8 protein-coding genes are annotated in these 18,986 nt (G+C 42.4%); 5 read left to right on the top strand and 3 right to left on the bottom strand.

Features of this window, described 5'->3' with window-relative positions:
- Window positions 1-307 precede the first annotated feature (307 nt).
- Together QWZ08_RS11040 and QWZ08_RS11035 are read left to right on the top strand one after the other, a co-directional pair.
- Window positions 308-1,810 (top strand): T9SS type A sorting domain-containing protein, encoded by a 1,503-nt coding sequence (locus QWZ08_RS11040; RefSeq protein ID WP_290337465.1) that lies wholly within the window; start codon window positions 308-310, stop codon window positions 1,808-1,810.
- 49 nt (window positions 1,811-1,859) lie between these two features.
- Window positions 1,860-10,445, top strand: coding sequence for a SpvB/TcaC N-terminal domain-containing protein (locus tag QWZ08_RS11035; protein WP_290337464.1), 8,586 nt, complete (start codon window positions 1,860-1,862; stop codon window positions 10,443-10,445).
- Window positions 10,446-11,222: 777 nt separating this feature from the next.
- Here QWZ08_RS11035 and QWZ08_RS11030 read toward each other — a convergent pair.
- The 3 genes from QWZ08_RS11030 to QWZ08_RS11020 form a co-directional block, all read right to left on the bottom strand.
- Window positions 11,223-11,411, bottom strand: a complete 189-nt coding sequence (locus tag QWZ08_RS11030) for a hypothetical protein (protein ID WP_290337463.1) — start codon at window positions 11,409-11,411, stop codon at window positions 11,223-11,225.
- Between the two features lie 1,145 nt (window positions 11,412-12,556).
- A complete protein-coding gene (locus tag QWZ08_RS11025) occupies window positions 12,557-12,967 on the bottom strand; it encodes a site-specific integrase (protein WP_435387608.1) in 411 nt (136 codons plus the stop codon).
- 150 nt (window positions 12,968-13,117) lie between these two features.
- Window positions 13,118-14,233, bottom strand: coding sequence for a cellulase family glycosylhydrolase (locus QWZ08_RS11020; RefSeq protein WP_290337461.1), 1,116 nt, complete (start codon window positions 14,231-14,233; stop codon window positions 13,118-13,120).
- 239 nt (window positions 14,234-14,472) lie between these two features.
- On the opposite strand from QWZ08_RS11020, the gene QWZ08_RS11015 reads away from it, so the two are divergent.
- The 3 genes from QWZ08_RS11015 to glf are packed head-to-tail and all read left to right on the top strand — an operon-like array spanning window position 14,473 to window position 18,979.
- Complete coding sequence (locus QWZ08_RS11015) at window positions 14,473-15,660, top strand: glycosyltransferase family 1 protein (protein ID WP_290337460.1); 1,188 nt, start codon at window positions 14,473-14,475, stop codon at window positions 15,658-15,660.
- Between the two features lie 18 nt (window positions 15,661-15,678).
- A complete protein-coding gene (locus QWZ08_RS11010; protein ID WP_290337459.1) occupies window positions 15,679-17,874 on the top strand; it encodes a family 1 glycosylhydrolase in 2,196 nt (731 codons plus the stop codon).
- Entirely contained in the window at window positions 17,861-18,979 is a 1,119-nt protein-coding gene (glf, locus tag QWZ08_RS11005; RefSeq protein WP_290337458.1) for a UDP-galactopyranose mutase, read from the top strand. The genes QWZ08_RS11010 and glf overlap by 14 nt, the downstream gene beginning before the upstream one ends.
- The last annotated feature ends 7 nt before the right edge of the window (window positions 18,980-18,986 follow it).

Here is an 18,986-nt window from a genome sequence, read left to right as displayed (position 1 = left end):
TATTTTTATATAACAATGCCTATACATTTGCTCTGGATTTTCTCAAAACAATAGTTAGGTTAAAGAGGGCTGGATTTCTATCTGGCCTTATTTATTTTCCATAGACAAATATGGTACTACCTCTTTTCCATTTAAGTAAACAGGTCATAACAATCAAGAAGACTTAAAACGCACCGTAAAAAATATTTAATTTTTTGTAAAAAAAATATCTAACTTTAAAGTCTCCCGCTAAATCTTTGCTTAATTACGTTCCCCAAAAATCTTTTGTTACCCTACGAATTTTCTTATCATTTTTAAAAAGAAATGTATGAACAAAAATCAGTTCACAACTACTGTTGTGCTCAGCCTTCTATTTTTGTCATGTAACCTGTTTGGCCAAACACCCGGTGGTATTGGACGACACACGTTATGGTTACAAGGAAATTTTTTCGCAGATACTGCAGGACTACGAACGCTGAATTTTAACCCGGTAACTGCTATAGATGATAGTAAAACCAGGGTCAAAATGTTAGGCAATATAAAAGATGTCCGGAGGGCAACCATTTTTACGGTGTACCAGAATGCAGAGCCGGATCGGGAAACGCCGATATGGCAAGTAATCAGTAATGCGGAGAATTTTTCGCTTTCTACCCGGCAGGTCTCCAGTAAAGTTGGTGAAACGGATATGGTTTTCGCAAAAAATAACGCTGGGACTTATAAAGCAGGAAAACCCGAAACCATTATTCATACCTATACTTATATAAGGAGTAAAGGAACATTATCAACTCAGGAAAAAACTCAAAACAAGGGAGCTGCGATGCAGTTTGGTCCACCAAAATCCTCCAAATTGGGTAATACCGCACCCGGACTAATTGCTGAATTTATTCTTTATGAAAAGATTTTAAAGGAAGACGAAACCACCAAAATAGAAACGTATCTGGCGTTGAAATATGGGATAACGCTGAAAAAAAATTATGTCAATAGCCTTGGTCAAACGCTGTGGAATTGGGAAAATGAAAAGCTTTATTCAAACAATATTGCAGGTATTGGAAGAGACAATCAATCCGCTCTTTACCAAAAGCAAAGTACAAGTTGTAGCACACCGGATGATTTGGTAATCGGCATTAATAAAATTGAAAATTACAACAGTCAAAATACCGGTCTGTTAAACGACAAAGACTATTTGATTTGGGGCGACAATGGCCAGGCTTTCACGCTTAACACGAATGTAGAACCTGGCATCTCTAATATACTTTTATCAGAAAAAAAATGGGTGATGAAAGCTGCCGGAAGAACTGTCAAAACGATTTCGACCGAATTAAAAATCGATACCAAAACATTGCTTTCTGAAGAGGGTGAGAAGGAAAGGTTTTGTTTAGCGATTGACCGCTCAGGAACTGGTGATTTTGCTGCGAAAAACTGTGTGTACATTATGCCGGATAGTATTTCCAAAGACGGAATTGCCAGTTTTAGCCGGATATTCTGGGATACGGATGGCTCGGGAAAAGACCTTTTTGCTTTTGGTATAAAACCGGCACTGTCTCCGGATGCCCAGATGCTGAAAAATAAGGATGCAGCCAGTCTGATATCATTTAAGGTTTATCCCAATCCGGTTACCGATGGTCATTATAAAGTGGCCCTTACACTGGATAAACCTGCGGACATAAAAATAGAGGTATATGATATTCAGCAAAATCTGATAGATAGTAAGTGGGGAAAAGGCCATGCGGTTTACCTGCTTTCCGGATATATTAATTCGGTACCAGGGATCTATACCGTAAGAGTAACCACTAGCGAAAAAGAATTTTCCCAAATCATCATACTGCAATAAAATAATTCACTAACTGGCTTCGGTAAGGCCGGTCAAATCATAAACTGTTATGAAAAGTTTTCCGCTTCGCCTGCTCGCATTGGTGACTGTCTCTTTGTTGTCACTGGGCTTTCTAAATCCTTCGTTCACTAACATTTTTTTTAATGGTCCCGGCAAACAGGCTACAAAAAATGCTGACCGGGCAAAACCAAATGATGGTGTCTACGGTGTTGCTAAAGTAATGCCGGCTAGATACCAGGAAGATGTTAGTTCGGGTTTAAATTTTAAAGGATTAAAGATTGAAAAATGGGCTGGCACCAGTATCACCAATATCAGTCTGCCCGGGGCAAAGCTCCATATTCCCGCAGGAGCTATGACATCTCCACGGTTAGTTTCTGTTACGGCTCTTCAACAGGCAGATATCCCCGCGCTCGACAAGGGAATGGTGAATGTAACAGGAGGAAGTGGCGGATATCGTTTTTTGCCGCATGGCAGCCACTTCGCCAAACCCGTGGCGCTCAGTATGGCGTATGACGAAACAAAGATACCAGTTGGACATACTGCTAAAGATATATCCACTTTTTTCTTTGATGACAAAGCAAAACATTGGGTACCACTTCAAAGGGATTCTGTAGATAGCGACAACAAAATAATTCTCTCCACAACAACGCATTTTACTGACATGATTAACGGGATAATTGAAGTTCCCGGGTCACCGGCAACGCTGGCCAATACGCCAAACTCCATGTCTGGTATTCAGTATCCGGATGCCACTTCTCAAATTGTGACGATAGCCCCGCCCGTTGCCAACTCATCCGGAAATGCGGTTTTGGACTACCCGATTACGTTGCCAGCGGGCAGAAAAGGTATGCAGCCTGATTTGAGCGTAGAATATAATAACAGTGGTTCTGATGGATGGCTTGGGCTTGGCTGGGACCTAAGCACACCGGCGTTTTCGATCGAGACCCGGTGGGGAGTACCAAGGTATGATGCGAACCTGGAAACAGAAACCTACACTATGGAAGGCGCACAGCTCAGCCCTGTTGCGCACCGTTCAGCAGCGGTTGCCCGTGATAAAAATGCCAGCGAAAAACAGTTTTATCCGAGGGTGAATAATGACTTCCAGAAGATCATCCGGCATGGTAACAGTCCTTCCGGCTATTGGTGGGAAGTAACGGATAAAAATGGTACGCGGCGATTTTTTGGAGGTGATCCCGTGAGAAATAGTGTTGACCCCGCAGCCATATTAACTGATTCCAGGGGAAACGTTGCGTATTGGGCTTTATCTGAAACACGTGATGCAAATGATAATTTTGTAAAATATCGCTACGTTAAGGTGACGGATTCAGCAACAGCGGGAGGAAATCCGGGTTATAATTTGTACCTCGACTCCATCAGCTACACAGGTAATGGAAATACGGAAGGAAAATATTCCGTAGTGTTTAAACGTGACCGCGATTTGAAAGAATCGAAAAGAACGGATATATCCATCAGTGCGAAGCTGGGATTTAAGGAGGTAACTGCAGATTTGCTAAGAAAAATAAATGTCAGGTATAAAGGTCAGGACATACGGTCTTACGAATTAAATTATGTACAGGGCGCCTTTTATAAAACGCTTTTGCAGAACATTAAACAATTTGATGCCGCCGGTAAACTTTTTACTACACATAACTTCGATTATTACAATGATGTGCAAACAAATGGTGTGTTCCAGCCATTGACAGGGACCGAAGAATGGAATCCGCAGGCTGATACTGTGAAAGGAACTTTTTTAAATCCTATTCCTGGCTTCCAGGATCATGCATCTGCGCTGAGCGGTAACAAATCCATCGGCGGAGGTTTTGGTTTGGCGGTTACGATCGGTCCGGATGATGAAGATCTTGCTACTAAATCCAATACTGCAGGCATTGCTTTTGGATTCAACATTTCCACTAACGAAGGCATGCTGGCCCTCGTTGACATCAATGGAGACGGGCTGGTGGATAAAGTCTTTAAGAATAAGAAAGACCAAAAATTATATTACCGTGCGAATCAATCTGCGGTAGACAGCAATGTGGCCTTTGGCCCCCGGTTGCCTATAAACGGCATCAACGACTTCAGTCAGGGCCTCAACTGGGGCGTAAATGTGGGACTGGAATCCAATTTTTTCATTTATGCAGGGTTGGGCTATGCGCATTCCGAAGATATTTCCAATGTGTACCTCACTGACGTGAATGCCGACGGATTGGTGGATATAGTCAACAATGGAACAGTGTATTTTAACCACCTCGATCCAGACCGGAATCCGATGTTTACTCTTTCAAGCGGGGATACTCCCAGCCCTATCCGTTCATCCTCCGGAATCGACACCACCCTGGTAGTAAATGATCCGGCGGTATTGCAAAAAGCGATTGATGACAACCCTTTGCACGATGTGATCAGGGTGTGGGTGGCTCCCTTCACTGGTACAGTAAATATCAATGCGCCTGTAGTACTGATACAGGATACCACCTCTAAGTCGTATCCGGCTGCAGATGGTGTGCGGGTGGCTATTCAACAAAAAGGAACAGAACTTTGGTCTGTTAAAATTGACGCAAACGACTTTACGCCTAAAACACCTACTGGAGTAAGTGCAGTTCCTGTTCAAAAAGGAGACCACATTTATTTCAGGGTACAATCTATATTTAACGGTGCGTATGACCAGGTGCACTGGACACCGCAAATAACTTATAGCAGCCATGTTGCCGGGTTGAACGACGCCAATGGCCAGCCAATTTACCAGTTTCAGTCAGACAAAGACTTTCTGATGTCTGCCCCCCTTTCGGTGGGTATGCCAATTGACGGAACAATTCATATCGGGGGTAATTTTACTAAACCGGTAACTTCCGACAGCATCGTTGTTACCATAGTCAAGAAAAATAAGGAAGTGTATACCACGCTCCTGGAACAACATATCAACTGGAACCAGGCAGTAACAGTTCCTGTGTCCATTGACCAGAAAGTGGTTAAAGGTGAAAACCTGTTTTTTCGTGTTTCTTCACAATCGAATATTGACTGGACATCGCTAAACTGGAATCCCAATGTCTCTTATACTGCAGCAGATGATCCTAAGCTCCACGTTGTTGATGGTAGTGGCAATCCGTTGATCCAAATTTCTCCTACGGTCGATTTCCAGGCTTATACGAAAGACGTAATCCCAAGTCTGCCATGGACCGCTCCCTCCACCGATACTTTTTCTATAGAGGCCAAACCGACACTGAATCCGAATTTTCAAAACGGCCAGATCTATTTTTCTGTAAAAAAAGAAAATGAGCTGATTGCCAAAGAAACCATACCGGTAACGAATGGTAAGATCGGCGCCCATCCGGCGCTAACAGCCATCCTCAACAGTGGCGACAAGGTGTTTTTCGAATATCATACGGCTGACACGCTTGTTGCCAATGCACTTGACGCTGACACAGTGATCGTGCACCCGAAGCACAGCAAGCCGGATACGTTGCAGGGCGGGTTTCATACTTTCGATAACTCTTTTATTTTCGGACCGCTCTACCATCATTGGGGGCAATTTGCCTACAACGGTAACCGGGATCGTGCCGGTCAGCCCATCCTTGAAAGCGACCTGCATCTTAATGCAGCGCTGATGACAAAACCTGATACTATCAACCTGAGTCCATTGGTGGATACAAGTAACATCATGGGATCGATGAACAATATGCAACAAACTTACGATGGTAAAGGAGGTTATCAACCCAAGGATGATAAATTCATTTACCTGGTTCCCAATAATCAGAGAAAGGCCTGGATAGGTTATGATAACCTGACTTTTGTTACCCGGGATACGATCAGCTCATCCCGCATGGGCAGAGACGACTTACTGCCGGTGAACCCGGTTGTTGCATCTGCCGCAGGTTCAGCCTCTGGCGCCGTAGGTATTAAAAAGGTGGCACAAACAGATGATTTTAGCGTGGGTGTCGCCACGCCCGGTGGGGAGGCCGGAGTAGGCGCAAGTACTGGTACGACCAAGTTCGTTTATGATTTTACAGACATGAACGGTGACGGTTACCCGGATATCCTTTCCAATAGCAAGATTCAATACACAAACCCGAACGGTAGCCTCGAACCAACTGCCAGGCCTTTAGGCTTTGGAGATGTAACTTTTTCGAATCATACCTCTGTGGGGGGAACTGCGGGTGGTTCCCTGGCATTTTCCACTTCGCCCAATGCTTCTAAAACATCGGGCGGGGCCAAAGCGGATGCTGCAGAGGCAAAATCAAAAGGTTCGGCTGGTATTTCCGGCAGTTTTGGCGCTAATTTCGATAATGAGACTGTTGCCTTTATGGATGTAAACGGCGACGGCCTGCCGGACCGGGTGCATTCTGATGGCACCGTAGAACTCAACATCGGGTATTCGTTCCTGAAAGCTGAACAATGGGGCTATAGCGGCTTAAGCGGCGGAAGAGCTATAAGCGAGGGCGGTGGTATCAGTATAAATATCGAAAATCATAGCATCACAGCGGGAATTTCTCTTACACGAAGTGACAACGTCACCAACAACACGCTCCTGGATGTAAATGGTGACGGACTGCTGGATTATATCCAGGAAGTCAATCCACTTAAAGTACGCCTGAATACGGGCAATGGCTTCGGCCCGCCTATCCAATGGACCGGTGCCAGCTTTGTCAACAATGGCGCTTCCAGCGGCGAATCTGTTAATATTGGCTTTACGATAAGTATTTCCATTTTACCGATTCTGCCTGTCGTAAAGCTGAGTATTAATCCCCAGATAACTATTTCACAGGGTGCCGACAGGACCCAGAAACAGTTTGACGATATTGATGGCGATGGTTTTCCCGATTATCTCGAATCTGATGAAGACAGTAAACTTACCGTTTCCCGATCGACGATACGAAGAACCAACCTGCTTAAAAAAGTAACCCGTCCGCTGGGCGGAAGCTTTGTAATGGACTATACAAGGGTGGGGAACACTTATGATTTGCCAAACAGCGTATGGGCACTATCCCGGGTTGATTTATATGATGGCCGCTCGGGCGATGGGCCTGACTCCACAAGCACTGCCTATGAATACGAAGCCGGAAAGTATAACCGGGACGAAAGAGAATTTTATGGATTTGGAAAGGTAATTACCAAAGAACTCGATACCGACCATGGGAATGCCGTTTACCGTACAACCCAGGATGATTACTTCACCGATAATTATTATAATAAGGGTATTTTAAAATCTACGGTATTAAAAGACGCTCACGGTAACAAGTTCACGGAGGTTGTTAACACCATTGAACTGAAAAATATTTCTTCCGGGGTTGCTCTTCAGGATAGCCTGGTTCAAAGGAACGATGGCACCGCTTTTCCGGCATTGGTAAAAACGTTCAAACTATTTTACCAGGGACAGGCTGAGGCAGGCAAAACAGACAGCATCACCTATTCATACGACCTGTTGGGAAATCTCTCCCGGTCTACCGACTTTGGTGATCCCGGCACTGATGATGACTTGTCAACAGCCATCAGTTATCATTCGGTTACCGGCAAATATATTATGAACGTACCCAGCTCTGTGACGATATCGGGTAGCGGCAAGACCTACAGGCAGCGTGCAACCGATATAGATAACAATACGGGCAACATCACACAAACGCGGCTTTATCTTACATCTGTTGATGCAGCTAAGTACGACATGACCTATGACACGTACGGCAACCTGGCAACCATTACCCATCCGCAAAATGCCAATGGCCAAAGCCTGATGTACACTTACGAGTATGACGGAGATGTTAAAACGTACGTCACCAAAACATCTGATTCATACAAATATTCTTCCAGTGCCACCTACGATGTGAGGTTTGGACAACAACTTACCAGCACCGATCTGAACGGACAACAGACACAATATACGCTTGATGCGGCCGGGAGGATACTGACGATTCGCGAGCCTTTGGAAATTGCTTCCGGCCAGCCATTCACAATTGCCTTTGAATACCACCCTGATGATCCAACTGCATGGGCGATGGCGAAACATTATGATCCGGCCCATCCCGGAAACTACCTGGAAACTGCCTCGTTCCGTGACGGTATAGGAAGGGAAGTGCAGACCAAAAAAGATATTGGCCTGTTCACCGGGGCAAAAACTGCCGACCAGGAAGTAATGGTAGTTTCAGGCTCTACAGTATTCGATGCATTTTTCAGGCCGGTAAAACAGTGGTACCCGCTCACCGAAGCAAAAGGAACCATTGGCATATATAATACCGGCAGTGACGAAGTAACACCACAAGGCATGAGTTATGATGTAATGGATAGAATGCTTACCGATACTTTACCCGACCTCGTTGTCAGAAAAATGACATACGGATTTGGCAACGATCAAAACGGCATCATGCAATTTAAAACTACGTCATCTGATGCCAACGGAATCAGCACAGAAAGCTTCCTCAACGTAAGGGAACTGTTGAAAGCCACAAAACAACAGTACAGCCAGGGTAATGGTGTTTGGACTAGTTATAGCTATAATCCGGTGAATGAATTAACAAACGTGACTGACGATCTCGGCAACGTTATTACCATGACATATGACCAGTTGGGCAGAAAAATTTCAGATAAGCATCCTGACGCAGGCACAACCAATTACAAATATGATCTCGCAGGAAACCTATCTGGAAAAATAACTGCGAATCTGCAAGGTGCCGGTGCAGGGATCAAGTACACCTACGACTTTGAACGGCTTACCAATATCACGTATCCCCAAAATCCGCAAAGCAATGTTGCCATTACTTACGGGGCACCAGGCGCTTCTTTTTTCAGAGCTGGCAGAATAGTTACCCAGCAGGATGGATCGGGAACACAGCAATTTTTTTATAACCCGCATGGAGCAACCGTAAAAAATATAAGGGTGATCAATGTGCCTGATACAACTGCTTTAACCTTTACCACGCAATGGACCTACGATACATGGAACCGCGTTACCGGTATGATTTATCCTGATGGCGAGACGCTGACTTATAATTATAATGTTGGAGGATCGCTGCAAAGTATGACAGGTGTGAATGGTGGAACATCCTACAACTATCTGACGCAATCGGGGTATGACAAATTCGAAACGCGGGTGTTCATGCAGTACGGCAATGGTACGCAAATGACCTACACCTTCGGCGCTCAACGTCGTGAGCTTGCAAAGATGACGGCGAAAACAAAAGCCAGCCGTTTCATGATGGACAACACCTATACCTGGGATAATGAAAATGAAATTCTGAATATCGTGAACGCAGCACCCGTTCCGCCCAATAATTTGATGGGAGGAGGCGCCGCGTATAATTATACTTATGATGATCTATATAGATTGACCAGTGCAAACGGCAGTTTCAGCGGAAGCAGCCATGTAGACAGCTTTAACCTGGCTATGACTTATAATACTGTTTCAAGTATCACCGGTAAAACACAAACACATCAAAGCCGGGCAAATGATAACAATAACTGGGTTTTGCAAAACCAATCTTCTTATAATTATAACTACGCTTATAATGCAGGGAGTCAGCCGCATTCGCCCATTCACATCGGTACTGATGCCTACACCTATGACCAAAATGGCAACCAGTTGGGTTCGCAGGATGATGTAAGCGCCCAAAACAGGCAAATTATATGGGATGAAGAAAACAGGGTTAAAACCCTTTCGGACAATGGACAGCAATTCAATTATACCTATGATGCCGGTGGAACGAGGGTATTAAAAAGTGTTGGAAACGGTCAAACAGTTTCGGTGAATGGAAAACTAGCTGCCAAAACCACGGGCATAGGAAATTACACCATCTACGTAAATCCTTATGAAGATGTAACCAGTGGAGGCTATACGAAACATTTCTATATAGAAGGGCAACGCATCGTGAGTAAACTTGGTGCCAGCGGTAATGGTGGCAGTATAAAAGATGGACAGCAGTTTTATTATCATCCTGATCACCTCGGCAATTCAGCCTACATTACTGATGCAGGCGGAGAAGTATACCAACATGTGGAATACTACCCTTTTGGAGAAACATTTATTGATGAACATGGCAACCAGCAAAACACTCCGTATTTATACAACGCCAAAGAACTGGATGACGAAACCGGGTTATATTATTACGGGGGCCGGTACTATGATCCTGTAACCAGTGTATGGCCAAGTGTAGATCCTTCATGGGATCTGCCGACCGAAATCAGTACTTCACCTTATGCTTACGTGCAAAACAACCCGATAACTTTCATTGATCCGGACGGTAATGCCAGATGGTTTAGTGACCTGACAGCAAAACAAAAGACTGACTTAATACACACGCTAGTCGAAAACAAGAAAAACCAAATGGCCACACGTGCCGCTTCACAACAAAATAGTAACTCCAATGCCATACAGCCGTCAACGGCTGCCGGCAATAGTGCTTCCACGACTTCTTCCAATACGCACACCGGTGTGAATGACGGAAAGGGTGCGGGAAAACAATATCATCTTACGTTAAGTGTTTTGGGTGTGAATGTGTTAACATCCGATCCGCACAAAAAAACCTGGTTGGCAGGTCAGAAGGAGAAGATTGCGATTATGAAGAAGAACTGGCAAAATGGTAAGAACTTAGGTGCCCGCAATTTCGCCAAGGCGGTATTTGACCGGCAGATGTGGAAAAAGAAGAGCTCAAAGTAAGCAAACGGTCCGCCGTAATGAACCAATGGCAAGGAAGGTATTGGTACTCCGGTAAAATAAACGTGAATTAACACTAAACGACTATTCCCCAAGGTTGTCAATCGTCGCCGATTGACAACCTTTTTTATGCTTCGTATAACCTTTGACGTTAGATTAACTCAAGGCAATTTCCTGCTCAGCTTTTTTATTGAACACTGCAATTGAATATGTTCTGTAGGTATTTGTTTTAAAAAATAGTATGGATGCTCTTTTCACTTCTTTAGTGCTGGCATCAATAGTGCCTGTGCAAACAAAATGCGTTTTCCTCAGTCGATGTTTTATCACAGCCCTTAAACCTTTTAACGATTATAAATTTGCTTACGACCACTTTACCGTCCGATAAATTAGCTTCAAACAAATGTGGCACACGAATAATGCAGTCGTTAACTTTTTTATGACTGTGGATACACATAAGCAACTTTCCATCCATACTACGAAATAATATTCCATGTCCATAGTTGGGTGGTGTAACAGGCTTATTACGGCGCCAGGTGTTATGACCCGGTAGGTTTTTCTGGTCCCTGAATGAAAAAATACATGTATGGACCGCCGATAATCCGGATCAACATATTTTCGATGGGTATCAATCTATAGCCGCTCTTGCTCATTAAGCACCTGCTTAATCCTGATGATTATTTTTTAATTTGGAATATCCTTCACGGGGTTTATTACAATTGCATCTTGCTGCCCCTTCCGACTTTAACTGTAAATGTTCTAATGGACATATGAAGATCACTGCTACGCTTGATTTTTTCCACTTGAAGCCTTCCTCACCGCCGAATACTGCTTGCCTGGTTCGTTCACAATTCCCTCCATCAAAGACTCAACGATGTCTTTCTCATCCTGCTCGATCATTTTGTAGTTCGCATAAATTCCTTTTGAATCAACCGGCGAATCAGAGGCAAGGAAAAGTATTTTTTTTGTCAAGTTTCAAAGCATTATGGTCGTTCACCAGCATAAAATGAAAAGTTTTCCGCTCAATAATTACATCTGCATTATCAGCAATACTTGCTGCAGTTTGTAGCGCTACGTTTACCGTTGATATTATGGGTTCATAAGTGACTGGCAAATAATATTTACAAACCTTTTGGCTTCGTCTTGCCATGTAAAAAATGCCCGACTTCATCAGCATAAAATATACAGGATAAAAAACTAATGTTGAAATTGACCGGGCCTTACAATTTAAAACGTACAATATTGCTGTAGAATAGGGCCATCTTTCATCTTAATTTCCCAATAACTCTTTCCGTATAATCCATACTGATTTGTCAGACATAAATATTCCCTTATTGCCCTGGGTGACTGGATTAGTTTTTAAGTCGCTTTGATGGATTTGTCTTATGCCCGAATGATATAATAGTAGAGCCGGAGGTATTCATCACACCAAGCATTGATATTGGTCAGTTCTTTTACACTTGCACTGCTTGTAAACCAAAGCTTAATAAAGATGGAGTAAAAATTGAACGTTGAATGTTTATGTCGGTTTGATTTTACAAATTTAAACCGATCTATTTAGCAGCTGCCAAAAGAATCACAGGTGTTAAATATTATCAACAATTGAATGGTTAGGATTTCATTTATTTGAAGTTGCCCACTCACGATTAAAACCTAGCCTTTCTTGGGCTGGATCTTGTTCGATAGAACAAAAAGTTATTTCCATATGCAGATATAAAAGCCGAACCGTTTGATAATATGATTTAATTAAGTGCGCTTCGACACTGGATAAATTAATAAAATTTAATTTCCATATTTACATTAATCGGGCGTTGCTTCGCATTGATTCTAAGTCACAAGTTGGCAAATCGGGCGACATGGCAGCCCTTCCACCTCTTAAATCTTTGGGTTCGTCTTCTTGTACCCAAGCTTAATCTTGTGCATTGTGAGTATCAAAAATATTTTTCAATTCTTAACTACTAGGTTTGTTAATTGCAGTTCCTACTGCAATTATTTACCTCACCTGATATCAACTGCAAGGGAAACTAATTTCTTATGCACCTTGCTTCCGTCATGACCTTGCTCATCATCTGGACATCAATTAACAAATAACTGCCTTAAAACTAATTAAAGCAGTTCTACAAAAAGTGAAGCTGCGTGCTGTTAACGATCCGCGGGTTTTTCTGATAATTTTTTTTCAAGGTCATCATATCCTTGCTAACTTTTAAATCCAAAATCTTTGCATAGTGTTGCGTCGTTCTTAAATTGGTGTGACCTAACATTTTTGACACGGTTTCAATAGGAATATCATTATTTAGTGTAACGGTTGTGGCAAAAGTGTGACGGGCAATATGAAATGTGAGGTTTTTGTCGATACCGCAGGTATCCGCGATTTCTTTCAGGTAGGCGTTCATTTTTTGGTTACTCAGAACCGGCAGTAAACGGTCCTTCATACCACATTGGGGATGATTCTTGTACTTGTCTAACAATTTTGCGGCAACCGGGAGAACAGGTATTTTTGCGGGCGTACCTGTTTTCTGCCTGTCTATAGAAATCCAACGTTCCGCCTGGTTAGCATCTTTTGATGCACAGCTTACAGATCAAGGCGCAAGGTATGCATCCGGTCAAATTATGACTCGTCAGGCGGAGCTGTAAGCCATAAAAGCAGAGACATTAGTTTATGATTAATATTGCTGTAATTAACAGGCTATCTTTTTTATATTCTTCCTGTTAAACTTTATCAGGTAGGCAACTTCTTTTTTGTCGTAAGGTTCGCCATTGGTTCTTAGTACATCGTGAAACCAGATGGGCGGCTCAGTAGTGTACGGTTGTTGCCACGAATCCCATGGGCAAAAAGTTTGGGATTTTCCGGCAACGAACCCCCAATTATAAGCACCGATATTGTGCTTTTTTAACAGTGGTAGTATTTGCTGAAATGTACTGTTGAATGGCCTCGCCATATATTCGGTACACATCATTGGCCGGTTATATCTTTTTAAACTGTTGATTCGTTTTTCCATTCCTTTTTTATCCTCATAACAATGAAATGAAATAACATCGGAGTGCGTAAACATATAATTATCCAGTGCAGTTAATTTGGCCGGGTCGCTCCAGTCAAATTGCCACGGTGCCATTGTGATGGGTTGAATTGGATTGATTGCCCTCACCCACAAAATGCATTTTGTCAACAGGCTCATGGAAAGTTCTGCTTTGTGCAGCGCATAGTTATCATCTTTATAACTGGCTGTATTCATATTGTCCGGCTCATTGAATAAATCCCAGATTAAAATCCTTTCATCGTTTTTAAAATGGTTTACAACTCCAGCCACATAATCTTGCAGCCGGTCATATTTACTAACGTCATTTAATACATCGTACCCCGGGCATTGTACCCAGCCCGAATTATGTACATAGTGTCTGGGATCGGGTTGTATGCCAAGCTTCGGAAACGGATTCCATACTGCATCAAAAAATACAAACATGGTTTTTATATTATACCGGGAGGCTATGGATAAAAATGAATCGATTCTTTTTAAAAAGCCATTACTATCCTGTTCCCATAAAAGATGATGCAGAAACACACGGATGGTGTTAAATCCCAGTCCAGATGCCCAACTTAATTCCTTATCTATCACGTTTGCATCGAAACTTTCTTCCTGCCACATTTCAAGCTGGTTAATGGCATATTGAGGAATGTAATTGCATCCAATGGGCCATGGATTTTTATTGTACCAGGCGTTTATTTTCTCTTCGGGCCAGCGAAGCATTGCCGCAGTATCTGCAGATGATTCAATCGGAGCGCTACAGGTTTTCATAAAGTTTGTTTATTAATAGTTGTTAGACTAAAAACAAACGCGGAAGATTAAAAACTATTTTATGGTATTTGTTAATGGGGATAAAAAGGGATTGCCTTTCTCAAAACGGGTAAAAATTGGACGGCTTATTAGTAAAAATATTGTATACACATCGTAAAAATTGCTGGCATATTTTTTTAGTTAAAGTAATCGCCTGCATCTAACCACTTGTAAGTATTTAATAATTAAAATCCGAAAAAATGCCAACAAATCAACTTTTAGAAATCAATAAAAATACCTGCACAGATCTTGTTTGTTTTTCTCACCTCCGGTGGGATTTTGTCTATCAGCGTCCCCAGCATTTGATGAGTCGTTTTGCAAAACAGTATAGAACATTTTTTGTAGAGGAACCACTATTTCATGATTCGGGAGACCGTCTCCAGATAAGACTCACAGAGGAAAATGTCTGGATTGTTACGCCTTATCTTAGCTCGGCAGCTACAGATAAGCAATCTATTGTTACAAGACAAAAACAACTGATCAATACCTTGTTCGCCGATAAGAAAATAGAAAAATTTATCGCCTGGTATTATACACCCATGGCCTTAAAAATCAGCAGTCATTTGAATGCCCAGGTGGTCGTATATGATTGCATGGATGAATTAGCCGCTTTCAAATTTGCCCCGGCGGAACTAAAGATCATGGAGGCTGAACTTTTTAGTAAAGCCCATGTGGTTTTCACCGGAGGGTACAGTTTATTTGAGGCAAAAAAGCATGCACATCGGAATATTTTTCCCTTTCCCAGCAGTATAGACAAAACTCATTTTTCTAAAGGCCGTAACAAACTTAACGAGCCATACGATCAGCAGCAAATAACCCGTCTGCGTTTCGGTTTTTATGGTGTGATAGATGAGCGGTTTAACATACAAATGATAAAAGAGGTGGCAGAAAAAAGACCTGAATGGCAATTGGTATTGTTGGGACCGGTGGTAAAGATCAATCCGGAAGATCTGCCGAAATTGCCTAATATTCACTATCTCGGCTCCAAGTCTTACAGTGAGTTACCAGTTTATCTTTCCGGCTGGGATTTTGCAATAATTCCGTTCGAAAAAAACGAATCTACAAAATATATAAGTCCCACCAAGACGCCCGAATACCTCGCAGCCGGGAAGCCGGTAATTTCCACTTCTATTACCGACGTAGTTAACCCTTATGGAGATAAGAAACTGGTATACATCGCAGACAATGCGGACGAATTTATTAAATCTGCTGAGACAGAACTGGCGAAAAGTAATAAACAAATCAAACAATGGCTATCCAAAGTAGATGCCTTTCTGAAAGACATTTCCTGGGATTGCACAACAGCCGAAATGATGGATAAAATAAATGATTGCCTGGCGGAACAAAATACAACCGGACAAGCTAGTAAGCTTAAATCTGTAGCCTAATCTTTTCAAAACTGAATAATGGATAAACCGGTAGTACCCGAAATATGGGGTGGCATTGAATGTACGATAAACAGGGTGCAGAATAGCTATTTAGACCAGCTTGAAGTTGCCGGGTATTATAGTAATACTAATTATACAGACGCTGTAATTTCACTGGGAATACAAAACATCCGGTTCCCGGTTTTGTGGGAAAAACATCAACCTTTACAGGATACAAAAATAGATTGGTCTTACACCGAAAACCTTTTACAACAATTCAGGGAGCATAATATAGAACCCATTGCAGGCTTACTTCATCATGGAAGCGGTCCGGCTTTTACAAATTTGTTGGAGGACAATTTTCCTGAGCTATTTGCGCAATACGCAGCAGAGGTAGCTGCCCGTTTTCCCTGGATAGGATATTACACGCCAGTGAATGAGCCCCTTACCACAGCCCGGTTTTCCGGCTTGTATGGCCTCTGGTATCCCCATAAAAAAAATGATGCAAGTTTTTTAAGAATCCTGCTCAATGAATTAATGGGTACTGTGCTCGCAATGCAGGAAATAAGGAAGGTAAATCCGGACGCGAAGCTTGTTCAAACGGAAGATTTAGGAAAAACATATAGTACCCCATTATTATCCTACCAGGCAAATTTTGAAAACGAAAGGCGTTGGCTAACATGGGATATTTTATGCGGTAGAGTTACACCAAGTCATCCGTTATGGAACTATATAATCCGTTTGGGAATCCCTGAACAGAAGTTGCAGTTTTTTATTGATAATCCTTGCCCGCCGGATGTCATCGGTGTCAATCATTACCTTACTTCAGAAAGATTTTTAGATGAAGAGATTGAACATTATCCGATTGAAACCTGGGGCGGAAACAGCCGGCACCGTTACGCTGATACAGAGGCTGTGAGGGTAGATTTTGACGAACCTCATGGATTAGAATATTTGTTAAAAGAATTGTGGAAGCGCTACGAAATACCTGTTGCAATAACGGAAGTGCACTTGAATTGCACAAGAGAAGAGCAACTGAAGTGGTTTCACCAGGTGCATACTATAGCGGTTAAATTGGGGGAAGACGGGGTAAACATTAGAGCCGTAACTGCCTGGGCTTTGCTTGGATCTTATGGCTGGAATAAATTACTCACCAGCCCGCCTGGCGACTATGAAACCGGTGTATTTGATATCAGCGCCGGCTATCCGCGACCCACTGCACTGGCTGCGTATATCACTGCGGTTGCCAGCCAGCAAAAAGTAGATAACCCGGTGATAAATCAAATTGCATGGTGGCAGCGAGACTGTCGCTACTATAAAAGGAACAGGGCCCGGGAAGAAAGCACGCACCATACAGTACAACCGGTCGTTATTATCGGCAGAACAGGTCAGCTGGGAACAGCCTTCGCCAAAATATGCGGCGAAAGAAATCTGCATTGTGTTTTATTGGGAAGAGAAGAAGCAGATATCTGCAATGAAGATAAATTAATAGAAGTTATAAAAAAGTATCGGCCGTGGGCGATAATAAACGCAGCGGGAAAGGTAAATATTGATGAGGCCGAAAGCGATAACGGCGGCTGCTACAAAGTCAATTACCTGGGTGTTGAACTGTTGTCGGCAATATGCAGCAAACTTGGAATTAAGTTACTGTCGTTTTCATCGGACTTTGTTTTCGATGGTGACAAAGAACATCCTTATATAGAAACCGATACGCCTAACCCATTAAACAGGTATGGTAAGAGTAAGCAACTGGGAGAGAGGTCCATTTGTAAAGAAAACAAAGACGCATTGGTTATCAGGACAGCGGCTTTTTTCGGGTCTCCACGCAGACAAAATTTTGTCCATCATTTACTGACCGAATTAAAATCCGGAAAAAGTTTTGTTGCTGCAAATGATGTATTTGTTTCGCCCACATACATACCTCACCTGGTACATGCCAGCCTTGATTTACTGATTGACAATGCTGCAGGCATTTGGCATCTCACAAACAAAGGAAGCATCACCTGGTATGAATTCGCAAAAAAAATTGCAGCGTATACTCCATTTAATACTGAATTAATTACACCGGGGTATGATATTAAAACGGCAGCAAAACTACCTGCCATGTCCGCATTGCAAAGTATTAAGTACAGCTTGATGCCCTCGCTTGATGAGGCGTTGGAAGAATATTTTTTAACAGACAGGGAAGTAAACCAAATTATAAAAACTAAAATTACTGCAGATGAAATCATATGATTTTTTAATAGTAGGGGCGGGTTTGTTTGGTGCAACTTTCGCGTATAAGGCAAAACAAAGGGGACTGCGTTGCCTTGTTATTGATAAAAGAAATCATGCAGGCGGAAACGTCTATTGTAAAAATGAACATGGTATAAATATTCATTATTATGGCGCTCATATTTTTCATACCAACGACAAACCCGTTTGGGATTTTGTGAATAGATTTGCCAGTTTCAACAGGTATACCAATTCGCCAGTTGCCAATTATAAAGGAGAATTATATAACCTGCCATTTAACATGAATACTTTTTACAAGTTGTGGAAAGTTACCACTCCGCAGCAGGCGCAGGATAAAATAAATGAACAGATTGAATCACTGAAGATTAGTCATCCCCGCAACCTGGAAGAACAGGCCTTAAAGCTGGTGGGCACAGATATTTATGAGAAATTAATTAAAGGGTATACGGAAAAGCAATGGGGACGAAAGGCCTGTGATCTTCCGTCGTTTATCATAAAGCGGTTACCCGTAAGGTTTACTTTTGATAATAATTACTTTAATGATTTATACCAGGGCATTCCTATAGGGGGATATAATAAAATTATTGATGGCTTACTTGATGGTGTTGAAGTAAAACTCAACACCAACTATCTGGCCGACAGGGATTACTTTAATTCGCTAGCGGATAAAATTGTGTACACCGGACCGATAGACGAATATTTTGAGTACCGTTTTGGAACGCTGGAATATCGCAGTCTCCGGTTTGAACATGAGCATCTGGACGTGCCTAATTTTCAGGGTAATGCCGTAGTAAATTATACCGACGCTGCAGTGCCTTATACCCGGATTATTGAACACAAGCATTTTGAATTTGGTACACAGCCTACTACTATCATTTCAAGGGAATACTCTGCAGAATGGAAGCCCGGAATGGAACAATATTACCCGGTAAACAATGAAGAAAATAATAATCGTTTTATCAGGTACCAGCAGCTTTCTTCCTTGACAAACAACGTTATTTTCGGCGGACGATTGGCAGAGTATAAATATTATGATATGCACCAGGTTATAGCATCCGCCTTGATGAAAACAAAAAAATTATTTGGGGCAATGGCGCAAGCGTAACAGCACC

It is taken from the genome of Ferruginibacter paludis, assembly GCF_030409685.1.
In the GTDB taxonomy this organism is placed as follows: domain Bacteria; phylum Bacteroidota; class Bacteroidia; order Chitinophagales; family Chitinophagaceae; genus Ferruginibacter; species Ferruginibacter paludis.
The sequence above is the reverse complement of the archived record's forward strand: the minus strand, read 5'-3'. Positions and strand labels throughout refer to the sequence as shown.

Coding starts and splice junctions, on each gene's coding strand:
- QWZ08_RS11040 (WP_290337465.1), top strand. CDS start 308: ATGAACAAAAATCAGTTCACAACTACTGTTGTGCTCAGCCTTCTATTT.
- QWZ08_RS11035 (WP_290337464.1), top strand. CDS start 1,860: ATGAAAAGTTTTCCGCTTCGCCTGCTCGCATTGGTGACTGTCTCTTTG.
- QWZ08_RS11020 (WP_290337461.1), bottom strand. CDS start 14,233: ATGAAAACCTGTAGCGCTCCGATTGAATCATCTGCAGATACTGCGGCA.
- QWZ08_RS11015 (WP_290337460.1), top strand. CDS start 14,473: ATGCCAACAAATCAACTTTTAGAAATCAATAAAAATACCTGCACAGAT.
- QWZ08_RS11010 (WP_290337459.1), top strand. CDS start 15,679: ATGGATAAACCGGTAGTACCCGAAATATGGGGTGGCATTGAATGTACG.
- glf (WP_290337458.1), top strand. CDS start 17,861: ATGAAATCATATGATTTTTTAATAGTAGGGGCGGGTTTGTTTGGTGCA.